Genomic DNA, 16,969 nt, shown 5'->3' with positions numbered 1-16,969 from the left:
TGAGTCACCATCAGACGTGTCTCCAATCCCGCCGCTAATCACGCAAGTATCCTTCGTATCGATCGACGTGACAGAGCGGATGCCACACTCGAGGGCGCGATCCGTCGAAGGCCGTCGGAAACGGATTGCCGCCGGAACGGAAGTTAAGACGCTGGCGTTCCAACCCCGAATCGTGTGTACGCTCGCACTCGCCTGGCAGGTGTTCGACAACGTTCCGGTCGCGGTCGCCGCAAACCGTGACGAGGCGATCGGACGCGAGTCCGAGCCGCCGGGAGTCTACGACGAGAGGCCACTGATCGTCGCGCCGCGAGACGGCGAAGCCGGCGGCACGTGGATCGGATACAACGAGTTCGGCGTCTTCGTCGGGATCACGAACAAGTGGAACGACAGCGACCTCGCCGGCGAGCGCTCGCGTGGACTCCTCGTCGCCGACGTCCTCGAGGCACGATCCGCCCTGGAAGCGAAATCGATCGTCGAGGGTGCGACCGACGACGACGAGTACAGCGGCTTCTACCTCGTCGTCGCCGACGCGGCGGACGCGTTCTGTTACCAGTGGAACGGCGAGTTGGCCCTGATCGAGTTCGACCCCGGCGTCCACGTCGTCGTCAACGTCGCAGTCGACGACCACGTCGACGTGCCGTCGATTCGAACGGCCGCCGGCCGAACGCAGGCGTCGAACGCTCGAGCAGTCCGGGACACGCTCGCGGTCGAACCGAACGAGACCGCGGGCGACTGGCTCGAACGCGCGGGCGACGTCCTCGGCGATCACGAGTACGGCGTCTGTATCCACCGAAACGGATTCGGAACCCGCTCGTCGTCGCTGATCGCTCTCGGCGATGACGCGAGGGAATACGAATTTGCACCGGGGCCGCCCTGTCGGACGAATTATCGGACTGTCACGACGCTCGACGATGGAACGCCCGAGTCGCGTATCGAAGGCTGTGGCGAGGGCATGGCCGAGTAACTGTCACCCATGCGAGCGGGACGGAATCGAATCAACCGCCGACGGGGAAGGGCACATTTAAGCGGCTCGCTCTACCTCGTATGGGTATGGACGTACTCCTGCCTGTAGCGAAGCGCACGGAGAGGTGGTCACCGTGAGCGTTACCGCGGCCGAAGCCGAACTCTCTAACGACGAGCGGGCTGGCCTCGAGCTCGTCCGCGAGTCGGGCGGCATCCACCAGAGCGATTTCTGGAAGGAACTCGACGTCTCCTCGCGAAAGGGCAGTCGCATCGTCGAATCGCTCGTCGAGAAGGAACTCGTCGATCGAGAGGAAACCGTCTACGACGGTCACAACACCTATTACATCACGCCGACCGCCCGTGACCTCGATTTCACGCTCCTGATGGCCGGCGACATGCTCTCGCCGTTCATCGGCGAGGAGGAAGTCGACCCCAACAGCGACGCCTTCTCGCAGTGGATCATGAACCTCGCGTACGAGGAATAACCGGCGTCTCGAGGCGTCCGGTTACGACTCGTCCGCGTCGCTCGATTTTCGTGCGCCCCGCACTTGAGCGACGTGAGTGAACGTGACCAGTCCCAGTCCCCCGACGAAGTTCCCCGCGGTCGCGACCACGATCGTCTCGACGAGCGTTCGGTAACCGATCACCGGATCGAAGAGCATCCCGAAGAAGACGTGAATCGCGGTGACGACCACGTGGTCGAAGGGCCCGAGAGCCAGCAGGAAACCGACGACGTAGGCCAACGTAATGCGGCTTCCGACGGTATCGACGCCCGCCAGTAGAAACGACAGCAGGCTCACGAGCGCGCCTCCGACGATGGCGCTCGCGAACACCGCCGCCGTCGGCCGGTGAACGATCTCTTCTGCGGTCCGTCCCAGGGCGTGGGCCGTCCCCGCGGGAAGGACGCCGTCGACAGCGAAGACCAGCGCGAATAGAAATCCGCCGACGAGGTTGAACACGAGGGTGACGACCCACAGTCGAAAGAGCGGTGCGAGCAGCCACGAGTCGGGCTGATCGACCGCCTTCGCGGCCGGATCGAGGAAGTTCTCGTTGAACAGTTCCGTACGCCCGACGACGAGGAAGACGACGCCGACGCCGAAGGCGAGCGCACCCGCTACGTGGGCGACGTCGCCGAACTGCGGTTCGACCAGCGCGTCGACGACGCCCAGCGCGACGATGCCGAAGACGATCGTAAACCCCGCGATAAAACTCGTCGAAACGAGCTCGAGTAGCGGCTGCTCGAGCCGTCGTTCGCCTTCTTCAACCGCTCGGTCGAAAATCTTCTCCGGGTCGGGAGCGACGGACACGCCTTCGATAGGCGTTCACTGACAGTTAAGCGACAGACATGAATACGCCACGGCTACTGGCGCTCCGACGGCTCGCTCGGTTGGGGTCAGATCGGATTACCGTCGCTCCACTGGGGCCAGACCGGACTACCAGCAGTGGAAGCCTCGGATCGAGGACGCGTGCTACTCGTAGGGATCGAACTGTTCGATGAGAACGAACGGGTCGCGTTCGCGATTGTAGTACGAGACGTCGCCGTCGATCGCTTCGATGAGCCGCCGGTGAACCTCGCGTGCGGCCCGCCCCTCGTCGGGCTCCAGATGGTGGCGGCCGCGCATGTCGGTCCAGAAGCCGCCGTCGAGCCAGAGCAGGGTCTCCGAGTTGGATTGGTAGACGACCTCTCCTTTCTCAGTCAGTCCGTCGATCGCGAGCTGACGACCGGAGAGCTGTGCGCGAGCGAGGACGTCGACGAGCTGCCGACGCGAAACGGGAGCGTGCAGCGCGACGTTGTCGATGCTATCGTCGAAATATTTCTCGACGAGATCACACGCCCGCGAAAACTCGTCGAAATCGACTTCTTGATCCCGTGCAATTTTCATGAGAGTCAACCTGAATGGTCGGTTCGATATGGGTACTGTTGTCAGTGGCGTATAAAAATGTATCCGGCGAAGCGACAGATTAATTCGTTGAATAGTCTCCTCACCCAACCGGATCGTCCGGTCGCCCGGCCGACCGATGTCAAGCGAGGGCGCTCGCGGCCCGAATCAGGACCGATTCCCCGAACGCCGGACCGACGAGCTGGAGACCGACGGGGAGACCGTTCGTTTCGCCAGCCGGAATCGAAATCGCGGGCAGGTCCGCGAGGTTGACCGGGACCGTGTTCGCGTCGGCCAGGTACAACTGGAGCGGATCGTCCAAACTCTCGCCGAGTTCGAACGGGGGAACGGGCATCGTCGGCGACGCGAGGACGTCCGCCTCCGACAGGGCCCCGTCGAAGTCCTGTTTGACCCAGGCACGCGCGTCCTGGGCCTTCTTGTAGTACTTGTCGTGGTATCCGGCAGAGAGCGCGTAGGTTCCGAGCAAGATCCGACGCTTGACCTCGTCTCCGAAGCCTTCCTCGCGAGCCCGCGCGAACGTTTCGTTCCAGTTCCCGGTCGCATCGCCCGCGTGTCCGTATCGCACGCCATCGTACCGCGCGAGATTCGAAGACGCCTCGGACATGGCGATCACGTAGTACGCCTCCACCGCGTGTTCGACCGACGGGAGACTGACCTCGTGATACGTCGCGCCGCGATCTTCGAGCGTCCCCAGCGCGTCCCAGAACGTTTCGACGACGCCCTCGTCGGCCCCCTCGAGCAGTTCGGTGGGAACCCCGATCCGAAGCCCGTCGACGTCGCCCGTCGCGGCGTCGGCGTAGCTCGAATCGTCTCCCTCCGTCCGGGTAGTCGCGTCGCGATCGTCGCTTCCGGCGATGACGTCGAGTAATCGAGCGGCGTCTTCGACCGACTCGCCGAACGGACCGATCTGCTCTAAGCTGTTGCCGTACGCGACGAGACCGTACCGCGAAACGAGCCCGTAGGTCGGCTTGATGCCGACGACGCCACAGAACGCGGCCGGACAGCGGACCGAACCGCCCGTGTCGGAACCGAGCGCGAGGTCTGCCTCGCCAGCCGCGACGGCGGCCGCAGAGCCACCGGAGGAACCGCCGGGAACGTGGCCCGGGGCGGCGGGGTTGTCCGTCGGGCCGAAGAACGACGTTTCGGTGGTCGTTCCCATCCCGAACTCGTCCATATTGGCCTTTCCGACGATGGTCGCACCCGCCTCTTTGAGCCGAGAGACGACCGTTGCGTCGTAGGGCGGGACGTAGTCTTCGAGCATCCGCGAACCGCAGGTCGTCCGAACGCCCTCCGTCGAAATGTTGTCCTTTACCGCGACGGTCCGCCCGGCCAGCGGGCCGTCTTCCGCCCCCTCGATCCGCTCGTCGGTGATGAAAATGTTCTCCGCCATGATCAGGAGACGTTCGGGCCTTTGAAGTAGCCGTCCTCGGTTTCCGGTGCGTTTCGGAGCGCTTCCTCGCTGTCGAGCGATGCGCGCTCCTCGTCGGGTCGCATCACGTTCGCGAGGTCGACCGTTCGATCGACTTCCGGAACCTCGTCTAACGTCTCGAAGTACTCGAGGATATCCGCGAACTGCCCGGTGAACCGGTCGACCTCGTCGTCGTCGAGGTCGACTCGAGCCAGGTCCGCGACGTGACGGACTTCCTCGGGGCTGACGGCGTCGTCGCTCATACGTGTTCGCACCGGCCTCCAGAGAGTAAGGGTTTCGATACGGGTACGCGACGAGACCGCTCATGGGTGCCAGCGGTTCACGGTGTGGGACGTCCGAGTTGCCCGGCGGGGAGTGGCCCGCACCGGGAACCCGCGTATTTCGGGCATCGTCCCGCTACGGGGCCAGACCGGGCGGCGAGTTATCACGTCCAGAGACGAGTGCGTCGGACCCAAAATCTCGAGTCCGGAGTGCCACACCAACAGACCCGACGGAGAACCGCGTCGAAAACTGTCCGCCATATTTCCATCACTTAGAGCTGAAAATCCATTGCTGGTAACAGGGGTTTTAATACCGGTACCTGAGTGGGTGAATATGCGTCGGCGCAGTCCACCAGCGAGCGATTAGCCTCGAATTGAGCAATGCCCACTCCACCCATTCGAACCCACGCGAGCGAGAAGCGAGTCGCCGAGTCGTCGGAGACGACGCAGGAAGCGGACAGTCGCGAGCACGAACGGTGCCCGGAATGTCACGGTCGACTCATCGTCGACGACGAACACGCCGAGACGGTCTGTGAAGACTGCGGGCTCGTCGTCGAGGAAGGTGAGATCGACCGCGGTCCCGAGTGGCGGGCGTTCGACGCCACCGAAAAAAGCGAGAAGTCTCGAGTCGGGGCACCGACGACGAACATGATGCACGATCAGGGACTGTCGACGACGATCGGCTGGCAGGACAAAGACGCCTACGGGCGGTCCCTGAGTTCGCGTCAGCGCCAGAAGATGCAGCGGTTGCGGAAGTGGAACGAGCGGTTCCGGACCCGAAATTCGAGGGAACGGAACCTCAAGCAAGCGCTCGGGGAAATCGACCGGATGGCCTCCGCGCTCGGGCTCCCCGAAACGGTCCGCGAAATGGCGAGCGTCATCTACCGACGCGCACTCGAGGACGACCTCCTGCCGGGTCGATCGATCGAAGGCGTCGCGACGGCATCGTTGTACGCGGCAGCCCGCCAGAACGGTACTCCCCGTAGCCTGGACGAGATCGCGGCGGTCTCCCGCGTCGAGAGATCCGAGGTCGCTCGCACGTATCGCTACGTCGCCCGAGAACTCGGGCTCGAAATGGAGCCGGCGGATCCCGAACACTACGTCCCGCGGTTCGCGAGCGATCTCGATCTGTCCGACGAAACCGAGCGACGCGCTCGGGAGCTCCTGACAACGGCGAAAGAAACCGGATCCCACAGCGGGAAGTCGCCGGTCGGGCTCGCCGCGGCCGCGGTATACGCCGGCGCGCTTCTGACCAACGAGACGGTCACCCAGAACGAGGTCAGCGAGGTTGCGAACATCTCCGAAGTCACCATCCGAAATCGATATCACGAACTGCTCGAGGCCGAAGAGGGCGTCGCGTCCTCACGGTGAGCTACGGGACGTCCGTCGTCCGTGAGGATCCGCTTTCGATCGCGATCGCGTCCTCGTTCCAGCACGCGTTCTCCCCTCGCGAGGATCCGCGATCGGAATCCGAAACCGCGATCGTAAGCAAATATTGCGCCGTCCCAATACTGGACTAACTGGTGGGAGCGTCGGCTAATCAGTTCATACTCAAGAACGTCGTAGGGGATGTCCGAATATGGACTGTGACAACTGCGAGTCAGACGAGGTGGCGTACACCCTGACGACGTACGTCGAATCCGGTGGCCAGGAGAGCGTCGACCTCCACTTCTGCTCGACGGATTGCCTACGCGTCTGGACGTGAGGGCCCGCAGTTCCGGCGGGATTTCTATAGTAGTCGTTGAAACGATTTACCCACCGCTCGCTGGCCGCGAATTCGCGAGCGGGGTATGCAATGACTTGCAACGACTACTATAGTCCGAGCGGACCCGGGACTCGTGACCGACCGTTTCTGTCCGAATCGATTTACGGTCTCGGCGCCCACCCTGGCATTATGGGTGCGTCCGATCAGTCACGGACCGTCGACGAGAGGGGCGAATCTGCCGCTGCGGTCGAAGTCGACGCACGTTCGACTCGACGGATCGTCAACGGCAATCGGTTGCACGTGGTCGAAGCCGGCGGGAAAGCAAATCCGCTCGTCGTCTTACTCCACGGTTTTCCGGAGTTCTGGTACGGCTGGCGAAATCAGATCGGGGCCCTCGTAGAGGCGGGCTGTCGGGTACTCGTCCCCGATCAACGGGGTTACAATCGAAGCGAGAAGCCCGCGGCTGTGTCGGCCTATCGCAGGCGCGAACTCTCGCAAGACGTCGTCGACCTGATCGAATCCGACGGACGGGACGAAGCATACGTCGTCGGACACGACTGGGGCGGACTGGTCGCCTGGGACCTCGCACTCCGATTTCCCGATACCGTCGAACGGCTCGCCGTCGTCAACGCACCGCATCCGTCCGCCTATCGCCGGCAGCTCCTCGCGAATCCCGAACAACTCCGTCGAAGCTGGTACGCCGTCCTGTTCCAACTCCCGTGGCTCCCGGAACGGGCCTGTCGGTACGACGACTACCGCTTGCTCGAGCGATCGCTTCGAGACCAGGCCGCGCCGGGAACGTTCACCGACGACGAATTGGCTCGGTATCGGCGTGCCTGGGACAGGGACGGTGCACTCACCGGCATGCTGAACTGGTACCGGGCAGTCGCGCGATACCCGACGACGACACCGACTGACCGGGTCGATGCGCCGACGCTCGTGGTCTGGGGTGAAGACGACGCGGCGCTCGTCCCTTCGCTGGCAGTCGACAGCGCCGACTACTGTACGGACAGCCGTCTCGAGTTACTGTCGAGGACGAGCCACTGGGTTCCCCACGAGGAACCGACTCAGCTGACAGAATTGCTCCTCGAACACCTCTTCGACGGGTAGTCCGCAACCATCCTCGCAAGACCTGCGCGAACAGTCCTGGCTCACCCCACACACGTTCCGGCACACCTCGGGCGAAACACGTCGAGTAGCACGACCGTCGCGCTCGAACCTTCTTGGTCGGTACTGGCCGAGCGGCGGTGACCGACGTCGCGGTGACGAACGGAGACCTCGTCAGTTCGACACGTCGGTCAGCGTTTCAAACATATCTGGTTCCCTTCACTCCCACTCCGTTCGGTATCCTGTGGGTCCGCACGAGCACGGATTAAGACCGAGTGTGGTAAATAATGTGTATATATTGCATTAATAATATATACGGGAAGTCCTAATCTTAGGCTGGCTATGACAAACAAGGGGGGGAAGCAGATTGCAGAGCGGATTCGGAATCATCGATGGTACGATCCAGCGACGGCTTTTCTGCTCGGAATTTTGTTCGTTCTCTTTCTCGCGTTGCTCGGGGGTGCGATTGGACACTCGACCGAACTGAAGGACATTTCTGGCGAAATTATACGTTCTATCAAGATGTCCGCAATCGGACTCGGAATGGGCTATTATCTCGGCTCGTCGCTAAAGGACCTGGAGACAGATTCGAATTGGTTCCTGTTCGGTGGGTTCTCTACGTACACGATCATCTCGGTGACAACGACCGAGCCGCTGATATTCGATCACTATCCCGCCTCGATCTTGCTCGTCTGTGGAGTACTCCTGACGTCACTCGCACACTTGACACCGCTCGTCGCCGAGAACGAGGAGTACGAGGCAATAGTCACGTACCTGTCCGGCCACCTTTCGACTGGCGTCGTCGCGTCGCTCGCGATTTCGAAATACGTTCTGACGGCCGGGGCGGTGAGCTGGAACTGGTACCTCGCACAGCCGCAGATGGGCAAAGGCTTCATTCTCGTGCTCGTGGTGGGGGTCAGCGCATCGTGCTACGGACTGATCGTCTCGATTCGGGAACAGCGGCGCGAACAGGAAGTCGAGGAGAAGGCGAGAGAACTCATCACCGAGTGGGCCATCGAAGAAGAACGGAACGGAGTGGAAGCGGACGGTCCGAACAGGACCGGCCGACGGAAGGCCATACAGAAAGCCGCGAGACGATACGAGTTCGAGAACGATCAGGGATACTGATCCCACACTCGATGCGACTCAGAACTCGAACGCCGAAGGCACGACGCAACGACTGCGTCCCCGTCGGTCAGGTATCGGGCGACGTCTCCCCTCGAACGCGATTTCGACGGGTTGTGAGCAGCGTGAAATGGCCAGCAGTTTGATAACACTGCTCTGAGATTGCCCTCATAGGCGAGGGACAGGAGCTGATCATTGCACCACCAGTCCCGGATAATCCACCGATCTGAGCTTCGTCACAGAACGACCCTCGCCTCCGGGACCGTCTCCGAGCACAGGTCGCCGGACTCTCGTTACGTCACCTGAATCTCGTCGCTCGACAGCGGTCGGCATCAAATTCTGGTCGGTATCTCCGCTCCCCGGCCGGTATCGTCCGAGGTCTGCCTCCCCAGGCGGTTCTGACCGGTCACGTTCGGGTCGACGAACGCCGAATGATTGTCACGACGTCCTCGTCACGTTCGACGGTCTCGTGGCGATAGTCGTGGTCGTCCAGTTTCTGTTCCCGAAACTGGATATGCGGTCGTTTCGCTGGTTCAGGACCGTCTCCGCGGGGAGATCGGCGAGCGTCTCGAGGGTTCGCTGGAGCGGTTGCGAGGGACCGTGCGAGCGAACGGCGATCGTTTCCCGGGGCTGGCCCGACGGTGCGTCCGTGCGGTCGACGACGGTTGCAGACTGCGACGTGATCGGTGATGGAAGACGTGGACCGATCGACGTGCGGCGTCAGGCCTCCCGTTTCGGAAATCTAGCGACGAACTCGTCCGGGGCGATCTGTTCGACCTCATAGCCGTCGGCGTCGAAGCGCTCGACTTCGGCCTGAAACTCGTAGAACAGGGGCGTTGGCTCGTGATCGTTGACGATCGTCAGCGTCTCGCCCGGCTCGAGGGCCTCGAATTCCTCGTGGATGGTCGGATGACGGTTCGCCGGCGGCACGTCTCTGACGTCGAGTCGGGTCATGTGACCCGGAGTCGGGACGCTCGCGACAAGGCAGTTTGTGCGAACACCTTCGGCGTCGAGTAGCCGGAAAGACCGCCGGTCTCGAGTGGGCCATCCCGTCTGGTATTCGACGCCCGCCCGCGAGAACCCGGGTCGGGTAGACTGCGCGGGTACGTTGGACTGATCAGGAACGTGCGTTCCATACGAACGTACACGTGTACCAGAGGCAGCCGTCACGCTGCTCGCTCTCGTGAGCGTACCCCCGAGCGTCGAGTTCACCGGAGAGCGGTTTCGGTTCGAACGGCGCGATCGATTGCAGTCGCCGGCCCGACTCGAGTGCGTCGAGTGCGGTCGGGATATCGTCGAACGGTCGTCTCTCGGTCTCTCGAACGTCGAGCGTTTGCTCCGTGGGTTCGGTTGCCGTCGATCAGTCGTTCGGATGGCGGTGGCGCGGACGTTCGTCCGAACGTGTTCGGAGCCGCCGCTGTTCCCGCGGCGTTGGAAAAAGCCGAACATATTCGTAGCCACCGGGATATAGGTCTACTAGGAACACGTTCGTATGGCCCACGCGACGCTCACTCTGACGATGCCCGACGAGGTCTGGATTCAGCAGATATCGACGGCGTATCCCGAATCGACGTTTCGGGTGCTGGCTGCCGTTCCCGGCTCCGAAACCGGCTTCGCTCTCGTCCGGATCGCCGGGTCGTCCGTCCCGGATATCGTCGAGAGCATGGACGATCACTCGCAGATTACCGAACTCTCGCTCGCTCAGTGGAGCGACAACGAGGCGACGGTCCACTTCGAGACCACCGCACCGCTCCTGATGTTCTCCGCTCGGGAGTCGGGCATGCCGATCGAACTGCCGGTCGAGATTCAGGACGGCGAGGCGACGATAGAGGTCACCGGTTCCCGAAAACGCCTCTCGGAACTCGCGGATCAACTCGAAACGTTCGGACTCCGATACCGGATCGAACACGTCAGGGAACGGCTCCACGAGAGCCAGGTACTGTCCGAGCGACAGCTCGAGGTGATCGCCGCCGCCGTCGACGCGGGGTACTACGATACGCCGCGGTGCTGCTCGCTGACGGAACTGGCCGGCGATCTGGACATCGCCAAATCGACCTGCAGCGAGACCCTCCATCGGGCCGAAGAGGCGGTCATCAAGCGGTTCGTCGAGAATTTACCGAACATCGACGACGAGGGGCCGCTCGAAGAACAGATCGCGAGCCAGTGATCGAATCGACCGGACCCGGCCGAGCCGTGCAGTGGGGGTAACTGTCCGTGCGGTCGTTCTGCCGACGTATTTTGCGAGCTGCGCCTGGCGGGCCGGCTGCCGTCGTCGGTATCGTTGTCTCCGCGATTCGTTCCACCGCTCGCCGCGATTCGTTCGTGTGCTGGCGCGGGAAGACAAAGAGACAATCAGAGACAATCGCAGTCACAACCCGACAGACGCAGTCTCAGGTGCGGGATCACAGCTTCCGACGACGATACTGTGCCGTGCGTTCTCACAGACCGACGCTGATATCGTCGTTTCACCGTTTCGAACGCGTACCGGTAGCCGATCCGGACGAGTGGGGGGTTTCCATCGCAGCCCCGGCTGACTTAACTGCCCGAACATGATCGCGTCGATTCTCAAGTGCTGGAAATCGGCTCTATATTTCATCGGAGTTCGGTTGTGAGACGGGGAATGAGGATCAACAAATGAACGATTTCAAGTGCATGCCGTTCAGTACCTCCGGCATGACACCAGTGTCATATTCAGAGGTGTTCTGATCTAATGAGCACGGACGACGAATCATTTCATCCGCTCGGGAACGAGTGGGAAGACGAACTCGAGTCGATGCTCGACGATACCGAGTACGACAGCAAGCTCGGTATGGAGATGGCCGAAGACGCGATGCGGGTCACCAAAGGCGAACTCTCCGAGGCCGAATTCCACGAACGGTATCACGACGACGTGATGGAGGAATTCGGCGAGGACCAGCGCCCGACCGCCGAGGCGTACGAAGCAGCTCAGGAGGAGGCGAAGGGCACGTTCTCCCGGATGCTCGATGCGTTCGACGGCGACGGCGAGGAGACCCGCCGCGAGACGATGAAGAAGATGGGGGTCGGCGCAGCCGCAGTCGGTGTGGGTGCATTTGGCGGCAAAGCCGGCGACGTTACGGAGAGCGTCGCCGGCGAAGGTGGCCACGGCGGGACGGAAACCCAAGAACACAGTGACGTACAGTGGGGGATGACGATCGACCTCGATCGCTGTGACGGCTGTCTTACCTGTATGAGCGCCTGTTCCCAGGAAAACGACCTCGACATGGGCGTTAACTGGATGTACGTCATGGCGTGGGAGGACGAACTGCACAGTTCCCCTGATGGTGGCGCTGGCGTGAACGAAACCGGTGGCTATACCGACTTCAATATGGGGAGCGAGTTCAATATGCTCGTGCGACCGTGCCAGCACTGCACGGACGCTCCCTGTGAGAAGGTCTGTCCGACGACGGCCCGGCACACCCGCGACAAGGACGGACTGGTGCTGACCGACTACGACGTCTGTATCGGGTGCCGGTACTGTCAGGTCGCCTGTCCCTACGGTGTCAACTACTTCCAGTGGGACGAACCCGACGTGCCGTACGACGAAATCGACGGACTCGAAAGCCCCGAGAATCCGGACGAGATCACGCACGCCAAGTACGAGTACGGCCAACGCTGGGTCGACAGCCGCGCCCCCCGCGGCACGATGAGCAAGTGTACGATGTGTCCGTCCATGCAGGACGGCAAACAGGGCGAGGACAAAGTCGGAACGACGGCGTGTGAAAGCGCCTGTCCCCCGGACGCGATTCAGTTCGGCAACGTCAAAGACGAGAAAAGCGATCCGTATCAGCACCGCGAGTATCCGAGCAAGAGTCGCGCGATCGTCCACCTGACGAACGGTACCGAAAGCAGCAAATCCGCGCCGTCGGTAGACGACATAAACAGCGCACTCAGCGACGGCGACGATCTCGAGACCGCGATCGGGAATGTCGAAGGCTTGACCGAGGACATCCTCGCGGTCATGAAGGCGGTCGAAATCATCAGCGAAGGCACCGAACCCGGTGACGGAGAGAACAACACGATTCTCAGTAGCGAACAAGATATCCTCGCCGCCGTCGAGGCCTTCGAACAGTACGTCGACCTCGAGAGCGACGACGCCCTCGACGAACTGCAACTCGGCGACGGGAGCAAACAACAGGCGAGGTTTCTGCTCCACCAGTACACTGGCGAACCGACCTCGTTCAAACTGCTCGAGGACATCGGGACGAACCCGAACGTTACGTACCTCGGACAGGAGCCCGGACCGGAGGCCCAGCAGGTTCCCGGCCCGACCAAGTACGAGGACGTCGACCTGCTCGATAAGCGACAGGAGTACCTCGACGATGAGACCGTCGGTCGGATCGACGGGGTGTCGCTATGAGCACGAAGACGCCGTCCGAGGAGGACATTCTCCGTCCGATCGGCACGTTCTCGAAAAAATACATGGCGGTGTACGGCGTCGCGGCGCTGGGTCTCGTGGCCTTTCTCGTCGCGTGGGCCTATCAGCTCCAGAAGGGGCTGATCGTCACCGGACTCGGCGACTGGGGCTCCGGTGGCGGCTCTACGTGGGGCCTGTACATCGGCGCGTTCATCTGGTGGGTCGGTGTCGCTCACGGCGGTATCATCCTTTCAGCCGCGGTCCGTCTGCTGGGCATGGACCGGTACATGCCAGTCGCTCGGCTCGCGGAGATGACGACGATCGGCGGCCTCTCCGCCGCCGGTTTCTACATCCTGGTCCACATGGGACGGCCGGACCGGATGGTGACCAGCGTCATCGGCCACTACCACATCACGGTCAATAACTCGCCGCTCGTGTGGGACGTGACCGTCATCACGGCCTACTTCGTGCTGTCGGCGACGTACCTCGGCCTGACGCTCCGGTACGACGTCAGCCGATTGCGAGACGATCTGCCGGACATGTTCGAACCGGTCTACAAGATACTGACCATTGGCTACACCGAGAAAGAAGACGCGGTCATCGATCGGATGGTCTGGTGGCTCGCCGCCGCAGTCATCATCATGGCTCCGCTCTTGCTCCACGGCGGCGTGATCCCGTGGCTGTTCGCACTCCTTCCGGCGATGCCCGGTTGGACCGGCGCGATTCAGGGGCCGACGTTCCTCAGCATCGCGCTGATGTCGGCGATCAGCGGCATAACGATCATCGCCTACGCGTTCCGCCGAGCCTACGACTGGGACCACATCATCACCGACGATATCTTCCGCGGACTGCTCCTGTGGCTCGGGTTCTTCACTCTGTTGTTCCTGTGGTTCCAGCTCCAGCAGGTCATCAACGGCGTCTTCCTCGGACCGTCTAACCAGTCGGTCGCGGTCGAGGCGAAGATCGCCCATCCGGTCTACAGAGTCGCGATGGCAATGATCTTCGGCACGCTCGTGTACATCTTCTTGCAGGGGATTCGACCGGCCCTGTTCAGCAAGAAGCGAGCGCTCATCGCGAGCGGGGTAATTCTCTGTGGGACGCTCACCGAGAAAGTTCTCTTCGTCGTCGAAGGATTCCTCCACCCCACGTTCGACATCTACGCGGCGACGCCAGGGACCTACTTCCCGAGTGCGATCGAGTGGCTCTCGCTCGTCGGGACGACAGCGCTGGTTGCACTTTTATTCCTCAACCTCGCGAAGCTAGTTCCCGTGGTCGAACTCCACGCCATCGAACACCTGCGTGGCGACCACGAACACGAACACGCTGAACCGGCCGAACCCGAGGTGGAAGCATGAGTTCAACACAAACGATCCTGTCCACACTGCTGTACCACGGTTACGACGGCACCGGCGGCTTCACCGGCTTCGCCAACGAAGGGACCTACATCATCTTCGCCGTTATTCTGGTCCCGGTCTACATCATGCTCGCGGCCTGGTTCCTGGGTGAACCCCGCGACACGAAGACCGGACTCCTCGGTGTGAGCTATCTCGTCGGACTGACGACGTCGATGTGGGTCGGAATGTTCATTCTGACCGTGCTCATCGGCATCGTCTTCTACGGCGGCCCACCAGAGCCGATCAGCAGTGTCGGCCCACCGTAACCGTCTCCGTATCGCATCCGAACACCGACACCGACGTCGATCTTCATTTTTGCGCTCGACGCGTCGAGAGCCTCGTCGCTCGCGGTCCGAACCACCACTCGAGAGCCGAACCATCACACGTATCCCGCTCCACACCGTTCGTACGGCTAGCATCCAGCCACTATGAGTATCACAGAACACGAACTCGAAATCAAACTCGAGTCGGTCGAAGACCCGGACATCGGCGAGGACATCGTCTCGCTCGGGCTAGTCAACGACGTCACGATCGACGACGAGACCGCCCGAATATCGCTCGCGTTCAACGCGCCGTATGCGCCGTCCGAACTCGAGTTGGGCAACCGCATCCGCGACGTCATCGAGGAGGCCGGTCTCGAGGCGGACCTGCGGGCCCACGTCGGCGAGGAACACGGGTTCGACGACGAGGTACTGCCGCGCGTTCGCAACGTGATCGCCGTCTCCTCCGGGAAGGGTGGCGTCGGCAAGACGACGGTCGCGGCCAATCTCGCGGCCGGTCTCGAGAAGCGCGGTGCGATGGTGGGGCTGCTCGACGCCGACATTCACGGACCGAACATCCCCCGGATCCTGCCGGTCGAGAGCGACCCCGGCGTGACGCCGAACGAGGAAATCGTTCCGCCGCGATCGGACGGCGTCCGGGTCATCAGTATGGGCCTGATGATGGAAGACGAAGACGACCCCGCGATCCTCCGCGGGCCGATGGTCAACAAGTTCATGATGAAATTCCTCGAGGGCGTCGAGTGGGGGCGGCTCGACTACCTCATCGTCGACTTGCCGCCGGGGACCGGCGACGCGACGTTGAACCTGTTGCAGTCGATGCCGGTGACCGGGTCGGTCGTCGTCACGACGCCCCAGGAGATGGCGTTGGACGACACCCGGAAGGGAATCCAGATGTTCAACAAACACGATACCCCGGTGCTGGGCGTCGTCGAGAACATGAGTTCGTTCATCTGCCCGTCCTGTGGGGACCAACACGGCCTGTTCGGAACTGACGGCGCCGAGACGATCGTCGAGAACTACGACGTGCCGCTACTGGGTAAGATTCCGATCCACCCCGACTTCGGGGCCGACGGGAGCCAAGGGGCCCTCGTCAAAGACGACGACAGCGAGGTTCAGGAGTACGTCGAGGAGGTCGTCGGCGAAATCGCCGATCGGATCGGCGAGACGAACCGTCGGACGGTCGCCGACAACGTGGAACACGAACCGGCGAACAAACTACCGACCGAAACCGAGGACTGATCGACGGTCGCGTGCGCAGGTTCGCCACGCCATAGCCGTCGTCGAAAAAACGGTTTCTCTATTCGGTCTGTGGCGCGATTTCCGTGCCGATTTCACCAGTTCGCGTGCGGTGTCTCGTCTCGTCTGCCGCATACAGCGCGCGAATACCATAAGTATCGATGCCCGAGTCAGAGGTCAGTTCGATCGTTCAGCAGGGGGCCCACTTATCGATGCAGACGGTGTATCGTTACTATGTATGCCCGAAGAGGTTCTGTTCACTTCAGAGAGTAGCCAGACCCGAGAAGAAATCGCATCGTATCTTCACGGTGTCGCTGAGAAACTCGAACAAGGTGATGCGATCACACTAAGATCAGGTTCCGAATCCGTGACGATGGAACCGCCAGCCCGCCCGACGTTCGAGGTCAAAGCCGAACGCGAAGGGCCGACAGACGGTCCCGGTGACTTGAGTATCGAGTTCGAACTCGAATGGGACGAGAGCGGCAGTGAAGGAGACGGCAAGAGCGGCCAGCTAGAAATCGAGTAATCGGTTCGGACTCATACGTTTCGGCCGTTTCGGTACCGAACTACTGGAACAGACGATGACCTTCCCCTGAGTCCATCCTCTAACGGTAGCAACGAGCTTTAGGACTATTCTTCGGAATGAATACGGCGAACTGTTCCGTATGGTCGGGGATAGAGTTATAAGACGTCTCTTTCTGCTACTTTCTGAACAAATAAATCGTATTTCCAACAACGGGTGCCGACCGGCAACTCGATTCCGCTCTCGTCCGTGTTATCGACGCTGCGTCGAACACACGACAGACGTCTCGTCCCCCATCGTTATGGGATCCTCCATCGAATCCAACCGACATGCTCGATAGATACGCCGCTGCGATCGCCGACCTCGAGCCGGGCGACGGAGAGATCGAGACCGCCGAACTGGTCGTCACCGACGACGTCCTGGTGAAGGCGTTCGCCCTCGGGCCGGGCGCGGAACTCGAGGCTCACGAACACGCCGAGAGTACGAACGTCTTCCACGTCCTCGAAGGGACGGTGACCGTGGTCCAGGACGACGAGCGCGAGCGAATCGACGCACCCGGCGTCGTACACCACGAGCGCGGAGTCGACCACGGCGCGCACAACGAGACCGACGAGACGGTCGTCTTCACCGCGAGTCTCTGTCCCCTGCCGTCCTGAGCGGACCCCCGTCG

General features: G+C 61.9%; 18 protein-coding genes and 2 pseudogenes. 13 read left to right on the top strand and 7 right to left on the bottom strand.

Going from position 1 to position 16,969, the window contains the following annotated elements; genetic code table 11:
• Positions 1–172 precede the first annotated feature (172 nt).
• Positions 173–964 (top strand): NRDE family protein, encoded by a 792-nt coding sequence (locus tag NJT13_RS00665; RefSeq protein WP_254523576.1) that lies wholly within the window; start codon positions 173–175, stop codon positions 962–964.
• 133 nt (positions 965–1,097) lie between these two features.
• A complete protein-coding gene (locus tag NJT13_RS00660) occupies positions 1,098–1,448 on the top strand; it encodes a helix-turn-helix transcriptional regulator (protein WP_254523575.1) in 351 nt (116 codons plus the stop codon).
• A gap of 21 nt (positions 1,449–1,469) precedes the next feature.
• On the opposite strand, the gene NJT13_RS00655 is transcribed toward NJT13_RS00660, so the two are convergent.
• From NJT13_RS00655 to gatC, 4 genes are all read right to left on the bottom strand, one after another.
• Positions 1,470–2,270, bottom strand: a complete 801-nt coding sequence (locus NJT13_RS00655; protein WP_254523574.1) for a formate/nitrite transporter family protein — start codon at positions 2,268–2,270, stop codon at positions 1,470–1,472.
• Between the two features lie 162 nt (positions 2,271–2,432).
• The gene (locus NJT13_RS00650) at positions 2,433–2,846 is read right to left on the bottom strand and encodes a DUF8048 family protein (protein ID WP_254523573.1); all 414 of its coding nucleotides are present in this window, start codon (positions 2,844–2,846) and stop codon (positions 2,433–2,435) included.
• A 139-nt stretch (positions 2,847–2,985) separates the two neighbouring features.
• Positions 2,986–4,254, bottom strand: a complete 1,269-nt coding sequence (gene gatA / locus NJT13_RS00645; RefSeq protein ID WP_254523572.1) for an Asp-tRNA(Asn)/Glu-tRNA(Gln) amidotransferase subunit GatA — start codon at positions 4,252–4,254, stop codon at positions 2,986–2,988.
• Between the two features lie 2 nt (positions 4,255–4,256).
• On the bottom strand, positions 4,257–4,535 hold the full coding sequence (gene gatC / locus NJT13_RS00640; RefSeq protein ID WP_254523571.1) for an Asp-tRNA(Asn)/Glu-tRNA(Gln) amidotransferase subunit GatC: 279 nt from the start codon (positions 4,533–4,535) through the stop codon (positions 4,257–4,259).
• Between the two features lie 399 nt (positions 4,536–4,934).
• On the opposite strand from gatC, the gene NJT13_RS00635 reads away from it, so the two are divergent.
• The 4 genes from NJT13_RS00635 to NJT13_RS00625 all read left to right on the top strand — a co-directional run bounded on the left by NJT13_RS00635 (position 4,935) and on the right by NJT13_RS00625 (position 8,493).
• Positions 4,935–5,924, top strand: a complete 990-nt coding sequence (locus tag NJT13_RS00635) for a transcription initiation factor IIB (RefSeq protein WP_254523570.1) — start codon at positions 4,935–4,937, stop codon at positions 5,922–5,924.
• 208 nt (positions 5,925–6,132) lie between these two features.
• Positions 6,133–6,258 (top strand): hypothetical protein, encoded by a 126-nt coding sequence (locus NJT13_RS23145; RefSeq protein WP_256549406.1) that lies wholly within the window; start codon positions 6,133–6,135, stop codon positions 6,256–6,258.
• A gap of 189 nt (positions 6,259–6,447) precedes the next feature.
• Positions 6,448–7,368 (top strand): alpha/beta fold hydrolase, encoded by a 921-nt coding sequence (locus tag NJT13_RS00630; RefSeq protein WP_254523569.1) that lies wholly within the window; start codon positions 6,448–6,450, stop codon positions 7,366–7,368.
• A gap of 339 nt (positions 7,369–7,707) precedes the next feature.
• Positions 7,708–8,493 (top strand): hypothetical protein, encoded by a 786-nt coding sequence (locus NJT13_RS00625; RefSeq protein WP_254523568.1) that lies wholly within the window; start codon positions 7,708–7,710, stop codon positions 8,491–8,493.
• A gap of 403 nt (positions 8,494–8,896) precedes the next feature.
• Here NJT13_RS00625 and NJT13_RS00620 read toward each other — a convergent pair.
• From NJT13_RS00620 to NJT13_RS00610, 3 genes and pseudogenes are all read right to left on the bottom strand, one after another.
• Positions 8,897–9,174 (bottom strand): annotated as a pseudogene (locus tag NJT13_RS00620) (DUF2249 domain-containing protein).
• Between the two features lie 36 nt (positions 9,175–9,210).
• On the bottom strand, positions 9,211–9,444 hold the full coding sequence (locus tag NJT13_RS00615) for a DUF2249 domain-containing protein (RefSeq protein ID WP_254523567.1): 234 nt from the start codon (positions 9,442–9,444) through the stop codon (positions 9,211–9,213).
• Positions 9,445–9,607: 163 nt separating this feature from the next.
• Positions 9,608–9,811, bottom strand: a pseudogene (locus NJT13_RS00610) (DUF2249 domain-containing protein); the annotation flags it as partial.
• Between the two features lie 171 nt (positions 9,812–9,982).
• On the opposite strand from NJT13_RS00610, the gene NJT13_RS00605 reads away from it, so the two are divergent.
• From NJT13_RS00605 to NJT13_RS00575, 7 genes are all read left to right on the top strand, one after another.
• A complete protein-coding gene (locus NJT13_RS00605) occupies positions 9,983–10,657 on the top strand; it encodes a helix-turn-helix domain-containing protein (RefSeq protein WP_254523566.1) in 675 nt (224 codons plus the stop codon).
• A gap of 543 nt (positions 10,658–11,200) precedes the next feature.
• Positions 11,201–12,868 (top strand): 4Fe-4S ferredoxin N-terminal domain-containing protein, encoded by a 1,668-nt coding sequence (locus tag NJT13_RS00600; RefSeq protein WP_254523565.1) that lies wholly within the window; start codon positions 11,201–11,203, stop codon positions 12,866–12,868.
• Positions 12,865–14,220 carry an NrfD/PsrC family molybdoenzyme membrane anchor subunit gene (gene nrfD, locus NJT13_RS00595; RefSeq protein ID WP_254523564.1) on the top strand — a complete coding sequence of 452 codons (1,356 nt, stop codon included), beginning with the start codon at positions 12,865–12,867 and terminating at the stop codon, positions 14,218–14,220. The genes NJT13_RS00600 and nrfD overlap by 4 nt, the downstream gene beginning before the upstream one ends.
• Positions 14,217–14,525 carry a hypothetical protein gene (locus NJT13_RS00590; protein WP_254523563.1) on the top strand — a complete coding sequence of 103 codons (309 nt, stop codon included), beginning with the start codon at positions 14,217–14,219 and terminating at the stop codon, positions 14,523–14,525. The genes nrfD and NJT13_RS00590 overlap by 4 nt, the downstream gene beginning before the upstream one ends.
• A gap of 162 nt (positions 14,526–14,687) precedes the next feature.
• On the top strand, positions 14,688–15,779 hold the full coding sequence (locus NJT13_RS00585) for an Mrp/NBP35 family ATP-binding protein (protein WP_254523562.1): 1,092 nt from the start codon (positions 14,688–14,690) through the stop codon (positions 15,777–15,779).
• 235 nt (positions 15,780–16,014) lie between these two features.
• Entirely contained in the window at positions 16,015–16,302 is a 288-nt protein-coding gene (locus NJT13_RS00580) for an amphi-Trp domain-containing protein (RefSeq protein ID WP_254523561.1), read from the top strand.
• Positions 16,303–16,628: 326 nt separating this feature from the next.
• Positions 16,629–16,955 carry a cupin domain-containing protein gene (locus NJT13_RS00575; RefSeq protein WP_254523560.1) on the top strand — a complete coding sequence of 109 codons (327 nt, stop codon included), beginning with the start codon at positions 16,629–16,631 and terminating at the stop codon, positions 16,953–16,955.
• Positions 16,956–16,969: the final 14 nt, after the last annotated feature.

This window comes from Natrinema caseinilyticum (assembly GCF_024227435.1).
Lineage (GTDB): Archaea > Halobacteriota > Halobacteria > Halobacteriales > Natrialbaceae > Natrinema > Natrinema caseinilyticum.
Note: the sequence above shows the minus strand (reverse complement) of the source record. Positions and strands in the feature narration are given on the sequence as shown.